The 19,219-nt window shown below is 44.3% G+C and carries 16 protein-coding genes; 12 read left to right on the top strand and 4 right to left on the bottom strand.

The annotated features are described in order from the left end of the window. Window positions 1-245: 245 nt before the first annotated feature. Both INT76_RS00990 and INT76_RS11115 read left to right on the top strand, forming a co-directional pair. Entirely contained in the window at window positions 246-410 is a 165-nt protein-coding gene (locus INT76_RS00990; RefSeq protein WP_212571220.1) for a hypothetical protein, read from the top strand. A 128-nt stretch (window positions 411-538) separates the two neighbouring features. Then, on the top strand, window positions 539-670 hold the full coding sequence (locus tag INT76_RS11115) for a hypothetical protein (RefSeq protein ID WP_282960499.1): 132 nt from the start codon (window positions 539-541) through the stop codon (window positions 668-670). A gap of 55 nt (window positions 671-725) precedes the next feature. Here the strand turns inward: INT76_RS11115 and INT76_RS00995 are convergent, their stop codons facing one another. Both INT76_RS00995 and INT76_RS01000 read right to left on the bottom strand, forming a co-directional pair. Next, complete coding sequence (locus INT76_RS00995) at window positions 726-2,231, bottom strand: ATP-binding cassette domain-containing protein (RefSeq protein ID WP_212571222.1); 1,506 nt, start codon at window positions 2,229-2,231, stop codon at window positions 726-728. A gap of 27 nt (window positions 2,232-2,258) precedes the next feature. Then, window positions 2,259-2,408 (bottom strand): hypothetical protein, encoded by a 150-nt coding sequence (locus tag INT76_RS01000; protein ID WP_212573080.1) that lies wholly within the window; start codon window positions 2,406-2,408, stop codon window positions 2,259-2,261. Between the two features lie 381 nt (window positions 2,409-2,789). Here INT76_RS01000 and INT76_RS01005 point away from each other — a divergent pair, with 381 nt between their 5' ends. The 6 genes from INT76_RS01005 (at window position 2,790) to INT76_RS01030 (ending at window position 7,230) form a co-directional block, all read left to right on the top strand. Then, window positions 2,790-4,361 carry an L-lactate permease gene (locus tag INT76_RS01005; RefSeq protein WP_212571224.1) on the top strand — a complete coding sequence of 524 codons (1,572 nt, stop codon included), beginning with the start codon at window positions 2,790-2,792 and terminating at the stop codon, window positions 4,359-4,361. Between the two features lie 96 nt (window positions 4,362-4,457). Then, window positions 4,458-4,772 carry a PadR family transcriptional regulator gene (locus tag INT76_RS01010; RefSeq protein WP_212571226.1) on the top strand — a complete coding sequence of 105 codons (315 nt, stop codon included), beginning with the start codon at window positions 4,458-4,460 and terminating at the stop codon, window positions 4,770-4,772. After that, on the top strand, window positions 4,769-5,320 hold the full coding sequence (locus INT76_RS01015; protein ID WP_212571228.1) for a DUF1700 domain-containing protein: 552 nt from the start codon (window positions 4,769-4,771) through the stop codon (window positions 5,318-5,320). Before INT76_RS01010 ends, INT76_RS01015 begins: the two co-directional genes overlap by 4 nt. Before the next feature lie 8 nt (window positions 5,321-5,328). Continuing rightward, complete coding sequence (locus tag INT76_RS01020; RefSeq protein ID WP_212571230.1) at window positions 5,329-6,198, top strand: DUF4097 family beta strand repeat-containing protein; 870 nt, start codon at window positions 5,329-5,331, stop codon at window positions 6,196-6,198. Window positions 6,199-6,224: 26 nt separating this feature from the next. After that, the gene (locus INT76_RS01025; RefSeq protein ID WP_212571232.1) at window positions 6,225-6,731 is read left to right on the top strand and encodes a GNAT family N-acetyltransferase; all 507 of its coding nucleotides are present in this window, start codon (window positions 6,225-6,227) and stop codon (window positions 6,729-6,731) included. A gap of 58 nt (window positions 6,732-6,789) precedes the next feature. After that, window positions 6,790-7,230 (top strand): GNAT family N-acetyltransferase, encoded by a 441-nt coding sequence (locus tag INT76_RS01030; protein WP_212571234.1) that lies wholly within the window; start codon window positions 6,790-6,792, stop codon window positions 7,228-7,230. An 89-nt stretch (window positions 7,231-7,319) separates the two neighbouring features. Here INT76_RS01030 and INT76_RS01035 read toward each other — a convergent pair whose 3' ends face one another. Then, the gene (locus INT76_RS01035; protein ID WP_212571236.1) at window positions 7,320-8,060 is read right to left on the bottom strand and encodes an amino acid ABC transporter ATP-binding protein; all 741 of its coding nucleotides are present in this window, start codon (window positions 8,058-8,060) and stop codon (window positions 7,320-7,322) included. After that, window positions 8,060-10,258, bottom strand: a complete 2,199-nt coding sequence (locus INT76_RS01040) for an ABC transporter substrate-binding protein/permease (RefSeq protein ID WP_212571237.1) — start codon at window positions 10,256-10,258, stop codon at window positions 8,060-8,062. Before INT76_RS01040 ends, INT76_RS01035 begins: the two co-directional genes overlap by 1 nt. Window positions 10,259-10,451: 193 nt before the next feature. Between INT76_RS01040 and uvrB the strand changes: the two genes are divergently transcribed. The 4 genes from uvrB to INT76_RS01055 all read left to right on the top strand — a co-directional run bounded on the left by uvrB (window position 10,452) and on the right by INT76_RS01055 (window position 19,151). Beyond that, the gene (uvrB, locus tag INT76_RS01045; protein WP_212571239.1) at window positions 10,452-12,440 is read left to right on the top strand and encodes an excinuclease ABC subunit UvrB; all 1,989 of its coding nucleotides are present in this window, start codon (window positions 10,452-10,454) and stop codon (window positions 12,438-12,440) included. A 139-nt stretch (window positions 12,441-12,579) separates the two neighbouring features. Further along, the gene (locus tag INT76_RS11215) at window positions 12,580-12,786 is read left to right on the top strand and encodes a putative immunity protein (RefSeq protein ID WP_428843980.1); all 207 of its coding nucleotides are present in this window, start codon (window positions 12,580-12,582) and stop codon (window positions 12,784-12,786) included. 308 nt (window positions 12,787-13,094) lie between these two features. Further along, complete coding sequence (locus INT76_RS01050; protein ID WP_212571247.1) at window positions 13,095-13,874, top strand: YSIRK-type signal peptide-containing protein; 780 nt, start codon at window positions 13,095-13,097, stop codon at window positions 13,872-13,874. After that, on the top strand, window positions 13,875-19,151 hold the full coding sequence (locus tag INT76_RS01055) for a ZmpA/ZmpB/ZmpC family metallo-endopeptidase (RefSeq protein WP_212572979.1): 5,277 nt from the start codon (window positions 13,875-13,877) through the stop codon (window positions 19,149-19,151). Window positions 19,152-19,219 lie beyond the last annotated feature (68 nt).

The following is a 19,219-nucleotide window of genomic DNA, read 5'->3' on the forward strand; positions in this document are numbered from 1 at the left end:
GAGCCAAGAAATTTAAAAGCGAGGAAGTCTGGGGATAGACTGTCTCAGCTGGTCGCCGAGAAATTGGAAAGTGCCCCCTAAAAAACCGAAAGCTAGCTTAGTAGTTTCACCTGCAAGGTAACTTGCAGTCAAACAAGGCCAAGTCCTATTGAACCTTGGCTAGCTATCTTATGGCTGTGGGTGTCATGATGGAACTTTTGATCATCATTAGTATGAAATTTTAGTGAATGACATAGGAGGTTTGTATGGGAGATAAACCTATATCCTTCAAAGACAAGGATGGAAATTTTGTTTCGGCAGCTGATGTCTGGAACGCTGAAAAATTGGAAGAACTCTTTAATAAGCTCAACCCCAATCGCAAATTGCGCCTAGAGCGGGAGAGATTGGCCAAGGAACAAGAAGAAAGATAAATTGCAACCTGCCTTCTATCAGTAGTTGACAGGTTTTTCCAACATAATGAAAATTTTCACAGTTGAAGCATTACTTTTTCAGAATCCTGTGCTATAATACTGTCATTAAAGAAAGGTGAGGAAAAAATATGTCTAATCTTAAGATGGATTCCAATCGTCAAGAATTTGTCCTTCGTTTGTTGGCAACCAATATGACAGACGAGGAAATTGCACCCTACTTGTCTATGACAGAAGAAGAAGTTTCAAGCCTTCGTGCTTAAACGACTAGAGATAATAGCTAAAGAAGCCTACTGTTTTCATGCAGTAGGCTTCATTTTATCGTGTCCTCAACAAGCTTTCCTCATTCAGCTGGTAGTGGAGTGATGCCACCTCTTCGATAAAGTGACGGTCATGGGAAACACTGATGATGGCGCCTGGATAGTCCATCAGGAGCTGACGAATGAGGGGCTGACTGGTTGGTGAAAAATGGCGGGTCGGCTCATCCAAAACTAGAACATTGTTTCCGGCCAAGACCATCCGAGCCAGAAAGAGCTTGGCCTTTTGCCCACCAGATAAATCATGCAGGGAATGAATGACCTCTTGTCTGGTAAATTTCAGACTGGCTAGAAGGGTTCGTGCCTTTTCCTCATCGGCTACCGAAGCTAGAAAAGACAGGGGAGTAGATTGGGCTTCAAACTCCTCCTCATAGTGCTGGGGCATGTAGCCAAGAGACAGGTCGGTCCTCGCTCGCAAGTCCTGTAAGAGTAACTTGAGCAGTCTGGTCTTGCCAATGCCATTCTTGCCAGTGATGACCAGCTTATTCTGCCCCCGAATCTGCAAGTTGACCGTTTGTCCTGTCGGAAGTAGCATTTTCTCCCAAGAGAGGATGGTTTTGCTGGCAGGTAGGGGCTTTATTTCTGAGAAAAAGAGCTGGATAGCATCCATGTCTTGCGGCATTTCGGTCAGGTTTTCGGCTTCTTTTTTCAGCCGCTTTTCTTGGCTGAGGACATTCTTCATCTTCTTGGCCAAGAGTCGGCCTGCCGTACTGTCATGGGTATGGCGCAGGACATGCTCAACGCTTTGGTGGATGCGATGGTGGCGCTCCATCTTCTTGGCATATTCTTCCCGTTCTTTTTTGGCCACTTGGAGCTGATGCTCAAACTTCTCCCTACGCTCCTGACGGTAGTGGTCGTAGTTTCCACGGTAAAAAGTTGCCCGGGGTTCCGTCCGCTTTTTGAGCAATTCAAGGTGCAAGATAGCAGTAGCTGCCCGAGCCAGTAAACTCTCATCATGGGAGATGAAAAGGATGGCCTTGTCTGATTGCCGGATAAAGTTTTCCAGCCATTGCAGGGTTTCTAAATCTAAATCACTGGAAGGCTCATCTAAAATCAGCAAGTCAGGGTCATTGCCTAGAATTTTCAGCAATTGTACTTTTAAGCGTTCCCCGCCCGATAGACTAACTAGAGTCTGATTTTGAGCGTCAAATCTGTCCAAATCAAGTCCAAATTGGTCGGCGTATTTGTAAAAAAGGTTAAAGTCAAAGAGGCCATAGTCCAGATTACGATAGAGAAAATCCATGACGGTTAGTTGGAGCTCTTCATTTTCCAAAGCTTGTGGCAAATAACCGAACTGGTGAAAATGATTGGTGATGTTTCCCGAAAGTTGGGCATAGGAAGAAAGCATTTCGGGAGCAACAATGGCCTTGATGAGGCTGGATTTGCCAGTTCCTTCCTCGCCGATAATGGCTAGTTTTTCGCCTGGATTTAGGACTAAATCCAGGTCTCGTACCAGGTCTTGCAAATCCTTTTGATGGGTAATGGTGAGTTTTTCTAATTGTAGCATAGGTCCTCCCTAGGAGAAGAGACCAGCTTAGCGATTTCCTAGATTATGACTGATGATAGGTTTGCTGTGCTGGTTGGTATGGCCAGGGCGGACATTTTTATCAGCTGTTTTGCCAGCTTGTTCCTTCCCTTGTGGCTGTTTGACTTGTTTTTTCAGTTGGTCTAAGTGTTTCATCATCTTTTCCTTTCTATCTCTGCAATCAAAAATCCCTACTTTATCAAGCAGGGATAGTTTGGCTACTTCAAAAAGACTAGACAAAAAATGACTAGTAGAGGGGAGAAGCAGAGCACACTAAAAAACCACAACTTGATAAAGTTTAGCGTCTCGTTTGGGAACAACACGCTATGTTCATCTGTGATTTCTTAGTTGATCATGACTCCCTTACCTCCTTATTTTTCTAATGATAGTATAGCAAAATTTGGAAGCGTTGTCAATGTCTTGGAAAACGGATATTTACCTAAAAACAGTGCGTTCAACTGCCCATCTTTGCCTTCATAAGGTATAATAGGATAAAGTATTTGGGCCCATGCCTGAAAATGAAAAGGAAATGAAAAATATATGGATATTGTATTGAGTGTCTTGCCCATTGTCATTTTGATTTTTTTGATGATAAAAATGCGGGTTCCAGCTAATTATGCCCTGCCTGGCATTGCAGTTCTGGTCTACCTCATCCTGCTGGTTTACTTCAAGACGGACTTTGCCCTTCTCAATTCTGGTCTGGTGACAGGATTTTGGGCGACCCTGACCCCTATTACAGTGATTATGGGGGCTGTTCTTTTCAATAACTTCCAGCAGCAGACAGGCAATCAAACCGTTATCAACCGCTGGATGTCTAGCCTGACACCCAATCCAGTTGCCCAGATGATGATAATCGGCTATGCCTTTGCCTTTATGATTGAAGGGGCTTCGGGATTTGGAACACCGGCGGCCATTGCAGCGCCTATTCTGATTGCTCTTGGTTTTGAACCGCTCAAAGTAGTGATTGCGGTTCTGATTTTTAATTCCATGCCGGTATCCTTTGGGGCGGTTGGGACACCGACTTGGTTTGGATTTGGCTCTCTGGGGTTGACCAGTCAGCAGATTGGGGAACTGGGCTTAAAAGCAGCCCTGGTTCATTTGACTGCGGGGTTGGTCATTCCATTGATTGCCCTTCGATATGTTTTCAGTTGGGCACAAATCAAACAAAACCTCCTCTATATCTACTTGACGGTCTTTGCCTGTGCCCTGCCCATGACCCTGTTGGCCACCATTAACTATGAGTTTCCATCACTTCTAGGTGGAGCCATTGGCTTTATCATTTCCATTTGGCTGGCTAAGAAAAAGATTGGCTTGGCCAAGTCGGAAAAAGAAAGCCTGACGGCTACTCCAGTTAGTCCCAAAGAGCTCTTTATGGCTCTCTTGCCCCTGATTAGTCTGGTCTTGATTTTGGTGGTGACCCGTGTGCCCCAGCTGGGCATCAAGGACTTGATGCGGACGGATGCTATCCTTTTCAGGGCCAATCTCGGCTTTGCGGATTTGGAAGTCACTCAGGCCCTCAAGTTTAGTCTGGCCAATGTCTTTGGAACTAGTTCTAGCGAATCGTATGAGTTGCTCTATGCTCCAGCTTTTATTCCTTTCTTTCTGATCGTCTTTGCCCTGTCAGGCTTCTATCCAAGCATGAAAGGTCGTGTTTGGAAGATGATTGGCCAAACGGCCAAACAGATGCTGGTGCCATTCTTCGCCCTTCTGGGTGGTGTCACCATGGTCAAGTTCATGTTGCTCAATGGAGATAATTCTATGGTCTCCATCATTGGTATGTCGCTGGCCGCAGCAACAGGCCCATTCTGGGGGCTCTTTGCCTCCTATCTGGGAGCTATCGGTGCCTTCTTCTCTGGTTCAGCCACCATCTCCAACCTGATATTTGGCGGTGTCCAGCAGTCCATCGCAACCCAAACCGGCCTCAATATGACCAGTATCCTTGCCATGCAGTCAGTTGGTGGGGCCATGGGAAATATGACCTGTGTCAACAATATCATCGCAGCCTCATCCGTTTCAGGTGTTCATCGCCAGGAAGGCTATATCATGCAGAAAACCGCTGTTCCTATGTTCATCTACGGCATCATCACAGCCCTGGTTGGATTTTTACTTTAAGAGCTAAAAGCCTCATGTCCTTTATGAGGTTTTTTTGATATTACTTGACAGGCTATACTATGTGTTGTATAGTATAAGTGTAAAGGAGGTATGCGTATGCAAACACAACTCAAACGCGGTTTGATTGAAGTCTGTGTTTTGGCAGCTATTCGCAAGCAAGATTCCTATGGCTACCAGATTATAAAAGACATAACCCCTTACCTCTCGATTTCTGAGTCGACTCTCTACCCCATATTGAAACGTTTGGAGTCCAATGGGAGCCTGACTGTTTATTCCATCGAGCACAATGGACGGTTGCGCAAGTACTATCAGATTACTCAAGCAGGTTTGGGGAAGATTGAGGATTTTAAGGAGGAATGGAACAAGCTGCAAAGAGCCTATAATTTCATTGCTGGAGAGGAGATTGCATGAAAAGAGAAGAATTTATAGAGGCTTTAAAATTGGCCTTGAAAGATTTACCAGAACAGGAAATCCAGTCATCACTGGCTTATTTCAATGAGATGATTGATGACCGGATAGATGAGGGTATGACAGAAGAAGAGGCCGTTGCGGATATGGGGCCTGTGAACGATATTGCGACCAAATTATTAATGGAAAACCAGACCTTGGTCAATCGTGTTAAAGATAAGATAATTCCAAAACGCCGTCTGGCCACTTGGGAAATCATTCTCCTGATACTGGGATTCCCGATTTGGGGAAGTTTGCTCCTAGCAGTAGCGGCGATACTAATTTCGGTGGTAGTGGTAGTTGTCTCAGTTGGACTTGGTGCTATTGCCAGTATTTTCGCTGGGATAGTCATGCTGTTTATGGCACCATTTAATCCAAACAGCAGCTTAGATGGCCGCTTGTTTAGTGTAGCAATCTCTTGTCTCAGCGTCGGACTGGGCCTGATCTTTTTTAGCTGGCTAGTCCAACTTTTTCGCTTTATCAAAAGCCGTGTCAAACAGTATAGAAAGTAGGTAATTCTATGAAAATCATTCAACGTATTGCTGGCGCCTTCTTGTTAATCGGTCTCCTTGTTGGAGGAATTGTTCTTGTTCGGACAGGTGGTAATTTTTCACAATTAGGCAATGAGAATCAGGTGCAAAAAGAAAAAACATTTGAGGTAAGCCAGATTAAAGAGCTTAGTTTTGAAATGATAGCTTCGGATGTCAAAGTGACCGGCAGTGCAGACACAGACCAAGTTCTTATCAAATACCCTGAAAGCAAGAGCAGGACCTATACCATAATAGAAGAAAATGGTAAACTGATCATCTCAGAAAAAAAAGAGCCGATACTTGGCATCTTTACCTTTGATTTCTTTTCCTCAGAAGCATGGACTGTTCAGGTGATTCTTCCCGTGGATAATCTCGACAATGTAACTTTGGATAGCTCGTCTGGTGATGTGGAGTTTCAAAAGTTGGTCATCAAGGAAAATCTGGATTTGTCCCTCAGCTCAAGTGATGTCCGGCTAGAGACTGTTACAGTTGCTGGCGAAACTTCTGTGCAGCTGAGCAGTGGCGAGATTGATTTGACCAATGTCGTATCAAAAGATTTGTATCTCAAAGCTACCTCAGGTGGTTTGCAGGTTGATGGGGTCATAGTAGCCAATCAAACGACTATGGAAACGACTTCTGGCGCTATTAGGTTCTCTCAATTTAAGGCTGGACAGGAAACGGAGTTGTCAGCGACCTCTGGAGATATTAGAGGTGATTTGCTTGGCAAAATGACAGAATATAGCATTCAATCCACGGTAACTTCCGGAGCTAATAATCTGCCTCAAGAACTAGATGAAGGCTACAAGCAGCTACGAGTAAAAACCACCTCCGGCGACATTGATGTTCAGTTTGAACAGTAGATAGGGCAAAAGAATGAGGGGGGAATATGCCGATACAGGGAATAGAGCAGAAAGAGTTCCTACCAATTGATGACAATCTTCGTCTGAGGCGTTACGATGGTGTTCATGCTTTTTCTTTTGCTTGGCACCAAGACCCAGAGCTAGTCTGGCTGATTGACGGTGATAAGGAACTTTATACGCAAGACTTATTGGATCGGATGTATGCATTTCTTGCTGCAAATGGAGAGTGTTATATTATCGAAGTTTTTGAAAGTGGACAGTTTGTTCCAATCGGTGATGTAACCCTCTTTACCGATGATTTTGCCATCGCCATTGGTGATAAACGCTATTGGAAAGCAGGGATTGGCTTTAAAGTGTTGAATCGTATGATTGAGCGGGCTAGAGAGCTAGAGTTTGCAGAAATACTGGTCGAGGAAATCTACGATTGGAACCAAGGTTCTCGTAGGTTGTTTGAAAAATGCGGTTTTGAGGCAGTAAAAAAGACAGCAAAGGGCTGGTCTTATCGAAAAGTCTTGTGCAAACAGGAAAGATGATAAATAAAATACTCTTAGAACCACCTACTAAGAAAGCTTGATTGTATGGAGGTCAGCTATGAAGATTCGCTTAATGCAACTTGATGATTATGAAAAAATATATGAGCTATGGATGTCTTGTGTCGGTATGGGATTAAATAATCTCGACGACTCAAAAGAGGGGATAGAAAAATTTCTTCAACGAAATCCTGATACCTGTTTTGTTGCGGAAGTAGAAGAGAGTATTGTAGGAGTGATTATGACTGGAAGCGATGGTAGAAGAGGCTATATCTATCATACAGCTGTAAATCCGCAATACAGAAAACAAGGCATCGCCAAAAGTCTTGTTGACACAGCGATGACTGCTTTACAGAGGATAGGTATCAACAAGGTAGCCTTGGTCGTTTTCGATAGAAATGAAATCGGAAATGGCTTTTGGGAGAGCCTAGGCTTTACCGTTCGCGACGACTTAATCTATCGGGATAAGGCACTCACAGAAATAGTTAGAATCGATACATAGAGCCCGATAAACAAAAATGAGCATCTCCAACTGCGGAAATGCTCGTTTTTTATCTTCAAGGGCTCGTTTTGTTCCTGTCCCTAAAGTTTTTACACGTTCAAAACTTTATCTAGGAAGTCCTTCAAACGTGGGTGTTGTGGGTTGTCGAAGATTTGCTCGGGTGTGCCGTCTTCAAGGAATTCACCGCCGTCTGTAAAGATAACGCGGTTGGCCACCTTGCGGGCAAAGCCCATCTCGTGAGTTACGATTAACATGGTCATCCCTTGTTCTGCCAAATCCTTCATAACGTTCAGTACATCGCCGACCATTTCTGGATCCAGGGCAGAAGTTGGTTCGTCAAAGAGCATGATGTCAGGATTCATAGCAAGGGCGCGTGCGATAGCGACACGCTGTTTTTGCCCACCTGAAAGACTGTCTGGCATAGCATCTCGCTTATCTGCAAGTCCGACCTTTTCCAACAATTCCATAGCGACTTTTTCAGCTTCTGCCTTGTCCATGAGTTTGTGCTCAGTAGGAGCAAAAGTGATGTTGTCGATGACAGTCATATGAGGAAAAAGATTGAAGTGTTGGAAAACCATGCCGACATTTGCACGAAAGGCATCCACATCTGTTTTAGGGTCTGTTAAATCATAGCCATCTACGATAACAGATCCGCTAGTGATGGATTCTAATAGGTTCATTGTCCGCAGGAAGGTTGATTTACCAGAACCTGAAGGACCGATGATACAAACAACATCTCCTTCATAGAATTTGGTAGTAATACCTTTTAAAACTTCATTGTCGCCGTAGGACTTGTGCAGGTCGTGGACATTGATTTTTAATTGAGTCATTATTTTCCTCCGTTTTCAAGTTTACGAGCCAAGCGTGTCAAGAGGGTAATCACTACCAAGTAGATAATCGCAAGAATAGCGTACATCCGGAAGGATTGGTAGTTGCGGGCGATGATAATCTTACCTGCTTGGAAGAGCTCGACCAAACCGATTGCTGAGATGATGGTCGTATCTTTCAAAGTGATAACAAATTGGTTGATAAAGTTTGGAAGCATAATCTTACCAGCCTGAGGTAGGATAATCTTGCGCATGGTTGTGCCATAAGAAATTCCCAAACTGCGAGAGGCTTCCATTTGTCCAGCTGGAACGGCTTGGATACCACCGCGGACAATCTCAGCAATGTAGGCACCTGAATTGAGAGAGAGGGCGATAGTACCTGCCACAAAGTCATTGATAGGAGATTGTTGTCCAGTGATAGACTCAATGAGGTTTGGAATACCCCAGAAGATGAAGGCAGCAACAATCATCAATGGGATACCGCGAACCACATCTACGAAGACAGAAGCTGTAACGCGGAGTGCCTTGATTGGGCTAACTGCAAACATACCAAAGATAATCCCGATGACGATGGCAATGGCAAAGGAAAGTAGCGCAAGTCCGACAGTGATTCCAAGACCTGAAAGCAGCTGACCGTAGTTGTTTTGAAGTAGGCCCCAGATGGTTGTTTCATCGACGGTACTTGTTTGTTCTGTACTTTCTTCCTCAGAATTGAAGTATTTATTCATGATGGCATCGTACTCTCCAGATTCAACCAGAGCAGCTAAGCCATTGTTAAACATTTCAATCAGCTCAGGATTGTTGCCTTTTTTCACTGCAAAACCGTACTCTCCGGATTTTTCACCAGGAATTGGTGTTGCAAAGTCACGGCCTTGCTGGATAGCGTAGAGGAGGACGGCTTCGTCGTCCATAAGGGCATCAATCGAACCTGAGTTTAAGCTGTCATACATAGTAGAGGCTTCATCGAAGGCTTTGAGATTGTAGCCGTATTTTGCCTTGTTGCTTTCTAAGAAAGTGTAAGAAGCAGTACCGTTTTTAGCACCGACAGTCTTGCCTTTCAAATCCTCGTATGAAGCGATGTCGCTTCCATTCTTTACAGCTAAAAGAATGTTTGAAGAATAGTAGGCATCTGAGAAGTCGAAGATTTCTTTACGAGCATCTGTGATAGACATACCAGCGATAACGGCATCGGCCTGACCTGCCTGAACAGCGTTAAGAGCTGCGTCAAAGCCAGGGTTTTGAATGGTGATGGTAAAACCTTGCTGTTTGGCAATAGCCTTAATCAACTCCATATCAATACCGACATAGTTGCCATTTTCGTCTTGATACTCAAATGGTGCAAAGGAGGAATCCGCAACAATGGTATAGCTTGACTTGATAGGGGTTGCTTTGGCAGTTGCACTGCCAGTCAAGCTGAGTCGTGATGAATAGTCTGTTTCAGCACTTGAACTAGAAGAGGAACCCAGCCATTTCTTTATGATGGCGTCGTAGGTGCCGTCTTCTTTCATCTCAGCTAGTGCCTTGTTGAAATCTTCAATTAGGTATTCGTACTGGCTGCTTTTTTTAACAGCAAAACCGAAGGAACCGATGGATTCACCAGCCATGTTGATACTCAAATCCTGACCTTGCTGAATGGCAAATTGAATCACAGCTTCATCATCCATCACTGCGTCAACAGCACCTGCTGACAGGCTGTTATACATCAAGTCACCAGTGTCAAAGGTTTTCACAGTGTAGCCATACTTTTCCTTGTTTTCATCGAGGAAGGTTTGAGAGATGGTACCATTTTTAACACCGACTGTTTTGCCCTTCAACTCCTCATAAGAAGTGATTGGCTTGCTCTTGCTAGTCGCAATAATAATCTTTGTGTCAAAATATGGATCTGAGAAGGTGAAGACCTTTTTGCGGGCTTCCGTGATAGTCGTACCCGCCATAAGGGCGTCTGCCTGCCCAGATTGGACAGCATTAACCGCAGCGTCAAAACCTGGGAAGGTTTGGTTTACCTTCCAGCCAGAGCGTTCAGCCACTTCATTGATGATGTCAACGTCAATTCCTTTATATACTTGATCGGAGTCTTTAAACTCAAAGGGTGCATAGGTAGAGTCAGAGACAATATCAATGGTATCGTCAGCTTTTACACCCGTAAAAATAAAGAACATTGGCAAGATGCTTGCCAATAGGATAAGCCACTTTTTCTTCATTTCCTTTCTCCTTCTATAATAAAATAACTCTCTAAGTATACCATAAATTCCGAAAATTTGCAAAGTTCTCATGTTAGAAGATGTAACATGATTGGTAACCAAGTTAGAGATTGAACCTTAGGTATCATTCCACCTGCTCAGCGAATAAATGTGGTAAAATAATCCTAAAAGCGAAGAGAAAGCAGAAAAAATCATGATTGAACGAACTACGAGTAACCAATTTAAGCTGGTTTCTAAATACAGCCCTTCAGGTGACCAGCCTCAGGCCATTGAAACCTTGGTAGACAATATCGAGGGGGGAGAAAAGGCCCAGATTCTCATGGGGGCGACAGGTACGGGTAAGACATATACCATGAGTCAGGTCATTGCCCGTGTTAACAAACCTACCCTAGTCATCGCCCACAATAAGACCTTGGCTGGTCAGCTTTACAGCGAGTTCAAGGAGTTTTTCCCTGAAAATGCAGTCGAGTACTTCGTGTCTTACTACGATTACTACCAGCCAGAAGCCTATGTTCCATCCAGCGACACCTATATTGAGAAGGACAGTTCTGTCAATGATGAGATTGACAAACTCCGTCACTCTGCGACTTCAGCTCTGCTAGAACGCAATGATGTCATTGTGGTGGCTTCTGTTTCTTGTATCTACGGTTTGGGTTCACCTAAGGAATATTCAGATAGCGTAGTTAGCTTGCGGCCTGGACTTGAAATTTCCCGTGACCGCCTACTCAATGATTTGGTAGATATTCAGTTTGAGCGCAACGACATCGACTTTCAACGCGGGCGTTTTCGTGTTCGTGGAGATGTAGTAGAGATTTTCCCAGCCTCTCGTGACGAGCACGCCTTTCGAGTAGAATTTTTCGGCGACGAAATTGACCGCATTCGTGAGATTGAGAGTTTGACAGGCAAGGTTCTGGGAGAGGTAGACCACTTGGCAATTTTCCCAGCGACTCACTTTGTGACCAACGATGACCACATGGAGGTGGCTATTGCCAAGATTCAGGCAGAACTGGAAGAGCAGCTCAAGGTCTTTGAAGCAGAAGGCAAACTCTTAGAAGCTCAGCGTTTGAAACAGCGGACCGAATACGACATCGAAATGCTGCGGGAAATGGGTTACACCAACGGAGTTGAGAACTATTCTCGCCACATGGATGGGCGAAGCGAGGGCGAGCCCCCGTACACCCTGCTGGACTTTTTCCCAGAAGATTTCCTCATCATGATTGATGAGAGTCACATGACCATGGGGCAGATTAAGGGGATGTACAATGGCGACCGCTCACGCAAGGAGATGTTGGTCAACTATGGTTTCCGTCTGCCGAGTGCATTGGACAATCGTCCGCTGCGCCGGGAAGAATTTGAGAGCCATGTCCACCAGATTGTCTATGTGTCCGCGACTCCAGGTGATTATGAAATGGAGCAAACCGATACCGTTGTTGAGCAGATTATCCGGCCGACCGGACTCTTGGATCCGGAGGTGGAAGTTCGTCCAACCATGGGGCAGATGGATGACCTTTTGGGCGAAATCACTGTTCGTGCAGAGAAAGGTGAGCGAACCTTTATCACCACCCTGACCAAGAAGATGGCAGAAGATCTAACTGACTACCTGAAAGAGATGGGGGTCAAGGTCAAGTATATGCACTCGGATATTAAGACCTTGGAGCGGACAGAGATTATCCGCGACCTTCGTCTGGGTGTCTTTGATGTCCTGATAGGGATTAACCTCTTGCGTGAAGGGATTGACGTGCCAGAGGTTAGTCTGGTTGCTATCTTGGATGCTGACAAGGAAGGCTTTCTCCGCAACGAGCGTGGGCTCATCCAGACAATCGGTCGTGCCGCCCGTAACTCTGAGGGACATGTCATCATGTACGCAGACAAGGTAACCGAGTCCATGCGCAAGGCCATGGATGAAACAGCTCGCCGCCGTCAAATCCAGATGGCTTATAATGAAGAACATGGTATCGTTCCACAGACCATCAAGAAAGAAATCCGTGACCTAATCAGCGTGACCAAGGCGGTGACACAGGATAAGGAAGAAGTCCTTGATTTTGATAGCCTCAACCGGGACGAACGCAAGGCCATGATTAAGAAACTGGAAGGTCAAATGCAGGAAGCAGCAGAAGTCCTTGACTTCGAACTGGCAGCTCAGATTCGCGATATGGTCATTGAGTTGAAGAATATGGGGTAGGAGTATGGACTTTTATGCCTATACACGATTACTGGGAAAAATTGAAGACAGTCCTGAACTGAGATAGGAATTTATTGAAGTTTTCGATACCAAAAGTAAGCAAGACCTGGTTCGGTTTTGTCTACTTTATAGTAAGGAATTGCTGGCTACCTATCCCTGTGAAGTATTACCTGTCATTGAACAGGGTTTTGAAGCCATGAAGGATTGGCAGGATGATAAGGTAAACTATCATCCTACTAGAAACTCAAGTTTTGCCCTAAACCGACAGATTCGTGACGAAAAGGATAGGGTTCGAAAACGCTTCTACCATACTATCTCTCAGCTTTTAGCCAGCCCTCATGTGTGATTTCATGCTCTATGGGCAACAGATTTTGCTATTAGTCTTATCAATCGATCGAATCCTGGTAATCTTGAACTTGTCCGTCAAGAGCGAAAGAAGCAAATCGAAATCTTGAATCGTTCCTCCCATCATTAAAGATTCGCAAAACAGTAAATCAGCAAGGTTTACTGTTTTTTATTGCTCAAAATCAAATAGAAGCGTTTACGAAAACCAGCGTTTAAATAGAGTAAATAATTGGACACGATTTAGTTGAAATAATCACTTAAAATAGCTATAATAGATAGTGCAATTTAAAGGGATTATGGAAGGTTATCATGAAAAAAATAAGAGGTGAAAAGCAAGAGCGTTTTGCTTTTCGTAAATTATCTCATGGACTTGTTTCAGCTGCTGTTGCAAGTCTCTTTTTTATATCGACATCAGCCGATCAGGTTGCTGCTCAGACAACTAGCCAACAGATTCGTTATCAATATGTGGCGGAGCAGGAGTTGACACCAGCCGAAAAAAATCTTGTTGTCCGGGAGATGCCAAACATTGCTCAGGCAACAGATGCTACCTACTATCTGATTTACAAGCCAGTCGAACAACAAGCTACAAAGGCTACACAGGCAAGCCTGCCTAGCACAGGAAGCAGTCTCTCCAACGGTCTTTTGGCGATAGCCGGTTTATCATTTCTTGTTTTGGCATTTAAGCTAGGCAAAGATGGTAAGAAGCACCTAGTAGCGGTCGCGCTTGTATCGGCAACAGGTCTTACCCTCTTAAGTCCAGCAGCTTCTGCCTTGACCGGTCAGATTTTAGCTCATTATAATCAGGAACTGGAAGTGACAGTTGGTCAGGAACTGCCTGCGCCAATGACTATCCCAGGCTACCGGTATGTAGGTTATTTGAAGGACAGCCGAAAAACAGAAATCAGCGATGTGACCCAACAGACCGAGCAGCCTACTACGACGGAAGAAGTTATTCAGCTACCAGATACAGCACCAAGCCACGAGTTGCCTGCTATTGCTATCGAAGAAAAGCTTGTAACTCGAACTGAAACAGTTGCATTTGACATTCAGGAGATAGCTGACAATAGCTTGACCGAGGGAACTCGTTAAATTGTTGAAGAAGGACAAACCGGTATCCGCACTATTGAAACGAAGGAAACCTACGCAGACGGTCAATTGATAAAGTCTGAGGAAGTTTCCAATGCGATTACGACGGCGCCAGTTCCGCAGATTGTGCATATTGGTACCAAACCGGTGACAGAGGTTCCGTCAACCGCACCAGGACATGAAGTACCAGCTATCACTATCAAGGAAGAAACCGTAAGCCGTACAGAAGTTCTTGCCTTTGAAACGCAAGAAGTATACGACAACAGTTTGGCCGAAGGCGTTCGTCAGGTGGTTCAAGAAGGTAAAACCGGCATCCGAACCATTGAAACCAAGGAAACCTACGCAGACGGTCAATTGATTAAGTCTGAGGAGGTTTCCAATGCGATTACGACGGCGCCAGTTCCGCAGATTGTGCATATTGGTACCAAACCGGTGACAGAGGTTCCGTCAACCGCACCAGGACATGAAGTACCAGCCATCACTATCAAGGAAGAAACCGTAAGCCGTACAGAAGTTCTTGTCTTTGAAACGCAAGAAGTATACGACAACAGTTTGGCAGAAGGTGTTCGTCAGGTGGTTCAAGAAGGTAAAACCGGCATCCGAACCATTGAAACCAAGGAAACCTACGCAGACGGTCAATTGATTAAGTCTGAGGAGGTTTCCAATGCGATTACGACGGCGCCAGTTCCGCAGATTGTGCATATTGGAGTGAAGAAGTCAGATGTGCTGACAACAGAAACAGAACAGCGGACAGAGCTAATTCAGCCGGAAACAGTCTATACAAGTGATGCAGCGCTTTATACAGATGAGGAAATGGTTCTTCATCCAGGTAGTGCTGGTGAAAAACTGATTACAACCACCTATCAGTTATTAAACGGTGTGCGCCTGCCTCAACCGACTGTTACAGAAACCATTACCAAAGAAGTGGTTAATCGCCACATCGCACGCGGAACAAAACCAATTCAGGGCACAGAAAGCCAGACTCATCAGGAAGAAGTTAGCTACCCAACGGAGTATGTTCTCAGCGACCAGCTTTTTGAGAATGAAGAACAAGTCATTCAGCCAGGGGTTAACGGCAGTAAGGAGATTACAACCACTTATGTGACCATCAAAGGAGTTCGTCAGCCACATCCGACTGTCACAGAAAAGGTAGTCAAAGAGCCTACTAAGAAGATTGTTGCAAGAGGCACCAAGAAAAAAATAGAAGAAGTTCCGACGGTTGTCATCACTCAACTGACCAAAGATTTGGATGCCAAGTCGGTAACTGTTAGCTATCAACTGACTAATCCTAGCAACAATTTCCGTCAGGCGATAGCGCTGCTCTACGATGGCGAACAATTGGTTCAAGAAGTAAGTATAAACGATGCCAATGGCAGTCTGACTTTAACTGGACTTGATTACTACAAGAACTATACATTGAAAACCCGTGTGCATTTCACAATGGCTGAAGAAGCCAAAGAAAGCATTCAAGAAAGCATTCGCCAGTTTGAGTTGGAATACAAGAAAATCGAAATCAAGGACATTGATGCCGCTGTGCTGTATAGACGCAAGAACGGTGTCTATCTAGCTCAGAACTATCTTTCTGACCTTCCAGAAAACCTTGAAGATGTTTTTGTGAAGGTTACATCCGACCGTTTCAAAGATCTCTACCTGCCGGTTACCTCGATGGTGCCTGAAACGATTGAAGGACAAGACTACTTTAAAATCACCTCTTCCTTTGATGAGTTGGTACAAGATAATGGTCAAAGATATAAAGCCAACCATGATTTCTATGTTCCTAAAGTTATACCAGAAGCGGGTACCTATCTAAGCTTTACTGAGTTAATCAATGCCATTCGGGCAAATCCAAGCGGAACCTTTAAATTAGGGGCTGATTTGGATGCTAGCGAACTTGCAGTTGGAGATGTGGCAGCCTACATTACAGAAACCTTCCAAGGAACATTGATTGGCGAAAACAATGGCCGTAAGTATGCTATTCATAATCTCAAAGCACCTCTTTTCAAAAGAATTTCTGGTGCGACTATTCAGCAGCTGGACTTGAAAAATGGTCAAATTACAACCAACAATATTGAAATTGGTGCCTTGGCTTCCTTTGCTGTCAATGCAAGAGTTGAAGATGTGTCTGTTCAATCGACTATTTCAGGCCGTCGCCTGATGGGAGGTTTGTTCTACCATCTGGATCAATCAACCGTAAGCAATGTCAGCTTTAGAGGCAGCATCAAGACGAATGGCCCGGCCGAGTCGCAACTTGGAGGAATTGCAGCAAAGAGTACAGGTTCTTACATTGATCGGGCCTATGTGGATGCGACAATTTCAGCTCTTGGAAGCGCCAATCATACGGTTGGTGGAATTGCAGGTTTGTTAACGGGAGCTCGTAATGCGACGAGGACGAATGTCACAAACTCTGTTGTGACTGGTGAAATAATCAACCAAGGAAGTTCTCAGATGTTTGGTGGCATATTTGGTAACAATCAAGGCGGATGGACACTGGGGCGTGTTGATAATGTTATTAGCACAGCAAAACTGACCAATGCTAATCCGATTTATGGAGTAGCCGGTCAGGCAAACACAACAGTTCTCAACGCCTATGCAAACCTTGTAGATAGTGACAATCCACAAATTACTCTGCTGACACAGGAAGAATTATCGACCAAGGAAGCAAGTTTTGGAATCACGACGAATTTAGAGGATTCAACTCCCTTGAAGAACAATAGTTACTCAGTGGACTATCTCAAGGTCGATGGTGCAAAACCTGAACTAGTGACAGCTTACTACAATATGGAGAAGTTACTACCGTTCTATAATAAGGAGTTGCTGGTTCGTTATGCCAATAAGCTTGCCGTAACAGATAAACTAAACAGAGTCCGGTTACTAGATGTAGTACCTATGAAGGATGGAAGCATCCTTGCAAATCTCTATGCTGAAAAAGCCAATCTGAACAAGTTGATGCTTCACTATGAGGACGGAAGCGTTGATTACAAGCAAGTTCAGTTCAAAGAGGACTTCGCCAACCAACATGTAGTGGAATATAGGATTTTAGACAGCGAGCTAATCTATACACCAGAGACTTTCCTATCCAGTCGAAGTACGTTGATTACTAGCTTGTCGACCTTGCTGCAATCTGTTGATATGCAATCCGACGCCGTTAAATCTGTCCTAGGAATTTCTGCGACAGATGCCAGTCAGACAGTGGACAACTTGTACTTACAGCCAACATTTGCACATGTGCAGTCCAACATTGCGACCTATCTTGGTAAACTTTTTGCCTCATCCTTAAATGGACAAGGGCAGGCTGCAGAAAATCATTTCTATCAGACCATAGCAGACAACAAGGAAGCCTTCCTGTTGGGACTCTCTTATCTGGATCGTTGGTACAATATCCAGTATGGTGATCTCAATACCAAGGATTTGACGATTTTTGAACCGGACTTCTTTGGAAATGAGAGCAAGTCGGCTTTTGAAACCATTATTACCCTAGGCAAATCAGGCTATGCAAGCCTTCGTCCGCGTAATAATGTCACCACCTATGCAACGAACTTGGCCCAGCAAACTGGAAAAGCTAGCCTCTTCGACTTTGTTGAAACCTACCGTGAACGTTTCCTTCCGGACAAGACCAATAACCAGTGGTTTAAAGAAACCAGCAAGGCCTACATTGTTGAGAGCAAATCTCAGGTGGAAGCAGCTTTAGCCAAGCAAAATGCGGCAACCAAGCATAGTGTTTATGCGGTTGAAGTATACGACAAAATTACCAATCCAAGCTGGAGATTCCGACAGATGCTCTTGCCGCTGTTAACTCTTCCAGAGGAAACCATCTATATTATCAGTAATATGAACACTATTTCCTTTGGCTCCTTTGAGCGCTACAAAGACATTGTCAATAAGCCAGAAACAAAGTCTGAGGTCCGTGCCATGGTTGATCAGGCAGCAATCTGGCAGAGAGATCATGTAGATTTCTGGTATAAGATTTTAGATGAAACCAATAGGGAGAAGTTGTTTGCCTCTGTCATGAATACAGATAGCTTTAAGCTGATAGACAAGACTGGACAGGTAGCCTACCGAACTCTTCAGTCTGATATTGCTTCAATCCAAAACTTCTTTGGCCCAGTCGATAAGTGGTATAGAGATAATGGCTTAACAGCGTACGCAAATGGTACAGAAACTCACTTTGTCAATGCAGGAATGCTCTATCAAGACGGTACTTCTCTTTATACCCATGAAATGGTTCACAATCAGGATGGCAATATTTACTTCCAAGGAAATGGTCGTCGTCCTGGCCAAGGAGCAGAACTCTTTGCCTTAGGACTCCTGCAGAATGTCTATAATCTTTCTGAGCCAGTCTTTGGTATCAACACTTATCTGACAGGAGCAGAGTCTGCAACGCGGGTTCACCCGATTGATCCAGTCAATCGCTATACCAATGTAGAAGACTTGAATACTTACGCCCGTCATATGATGGATGCCATCTATCTCTTGGACTACTTGGAAGGAACAGCTATTTTGAGTAAGTCGGATGCTATGAAGAAGCAGTGGTTGCGTAAGATTGAGAACTACTATATGGTTACTGACGGTAAAAATAACCATGCCGGCAACCAGATTCGTCTGTTAACGGATCAAGAGGTTTCCCAACTTCAAAACTTTATGGACTTGGTTGACCACAGTATTATTACTCGTAGAAATTATTCAAACGAAGCGACCTTGAACCGGAATGGTTATTATCAGGCTAGATTATTCGCACCTATCTACTCAGCTTTAGATAACCCGTATGGAGCACCTGGTGATATGATGTTCCGCCGGATGGCCTTTGAACTATTGGCTGAGAAAGGCTTCGTAGATGGCTTTATCCCTTATGTATCAAATCAGCTTGGAGAAGCAGCCAAGGCTAGCGGCTCTACGATTTATGACAACTGGTCTAAGAAGACGATTGGACTTATTACAGACCAGCATGTATTTGACCACATCTTTAAAGGGGAATACACCTCATGGACAGACTTCAAGAAGAAGATGTATCAAGAGCGCATTGATAAGACGGATAAGCTCAAGCCATTTACTATTCAGTATGAGATTGGCAAGCCAAATTCTACTAAGGAAGTCGTGATTTCTACTTATGCAGACATGGTTAGATTGATGAAGGAAGCCATGGACTCCGACGCAAGTGAGGATCGAATCTTCTATTCGACCAACTATGTAGCCAATAGCCGCGTCAATGCATTGAAGCATAAGCTGTATAGCGCGATGCTTCAATCGACTGACGACTTCAAGCAATCTATTTTCCATCCATAAGGAATACAAAACCATAGGCACAGTTTACTTGTGTTTATGGTTTTTGTTTGCATTGATTTTTTTGTCAT

The sequence above is a fragment of the Streptococcus oriscaviae genome (genome assembly GCF_018137985.1).
GTDB lineage: Bacteria > Bacillota > Bacilli > Lactobacillales > Streptococcaceae > Streptococcus > Streptococcus oriscaviae.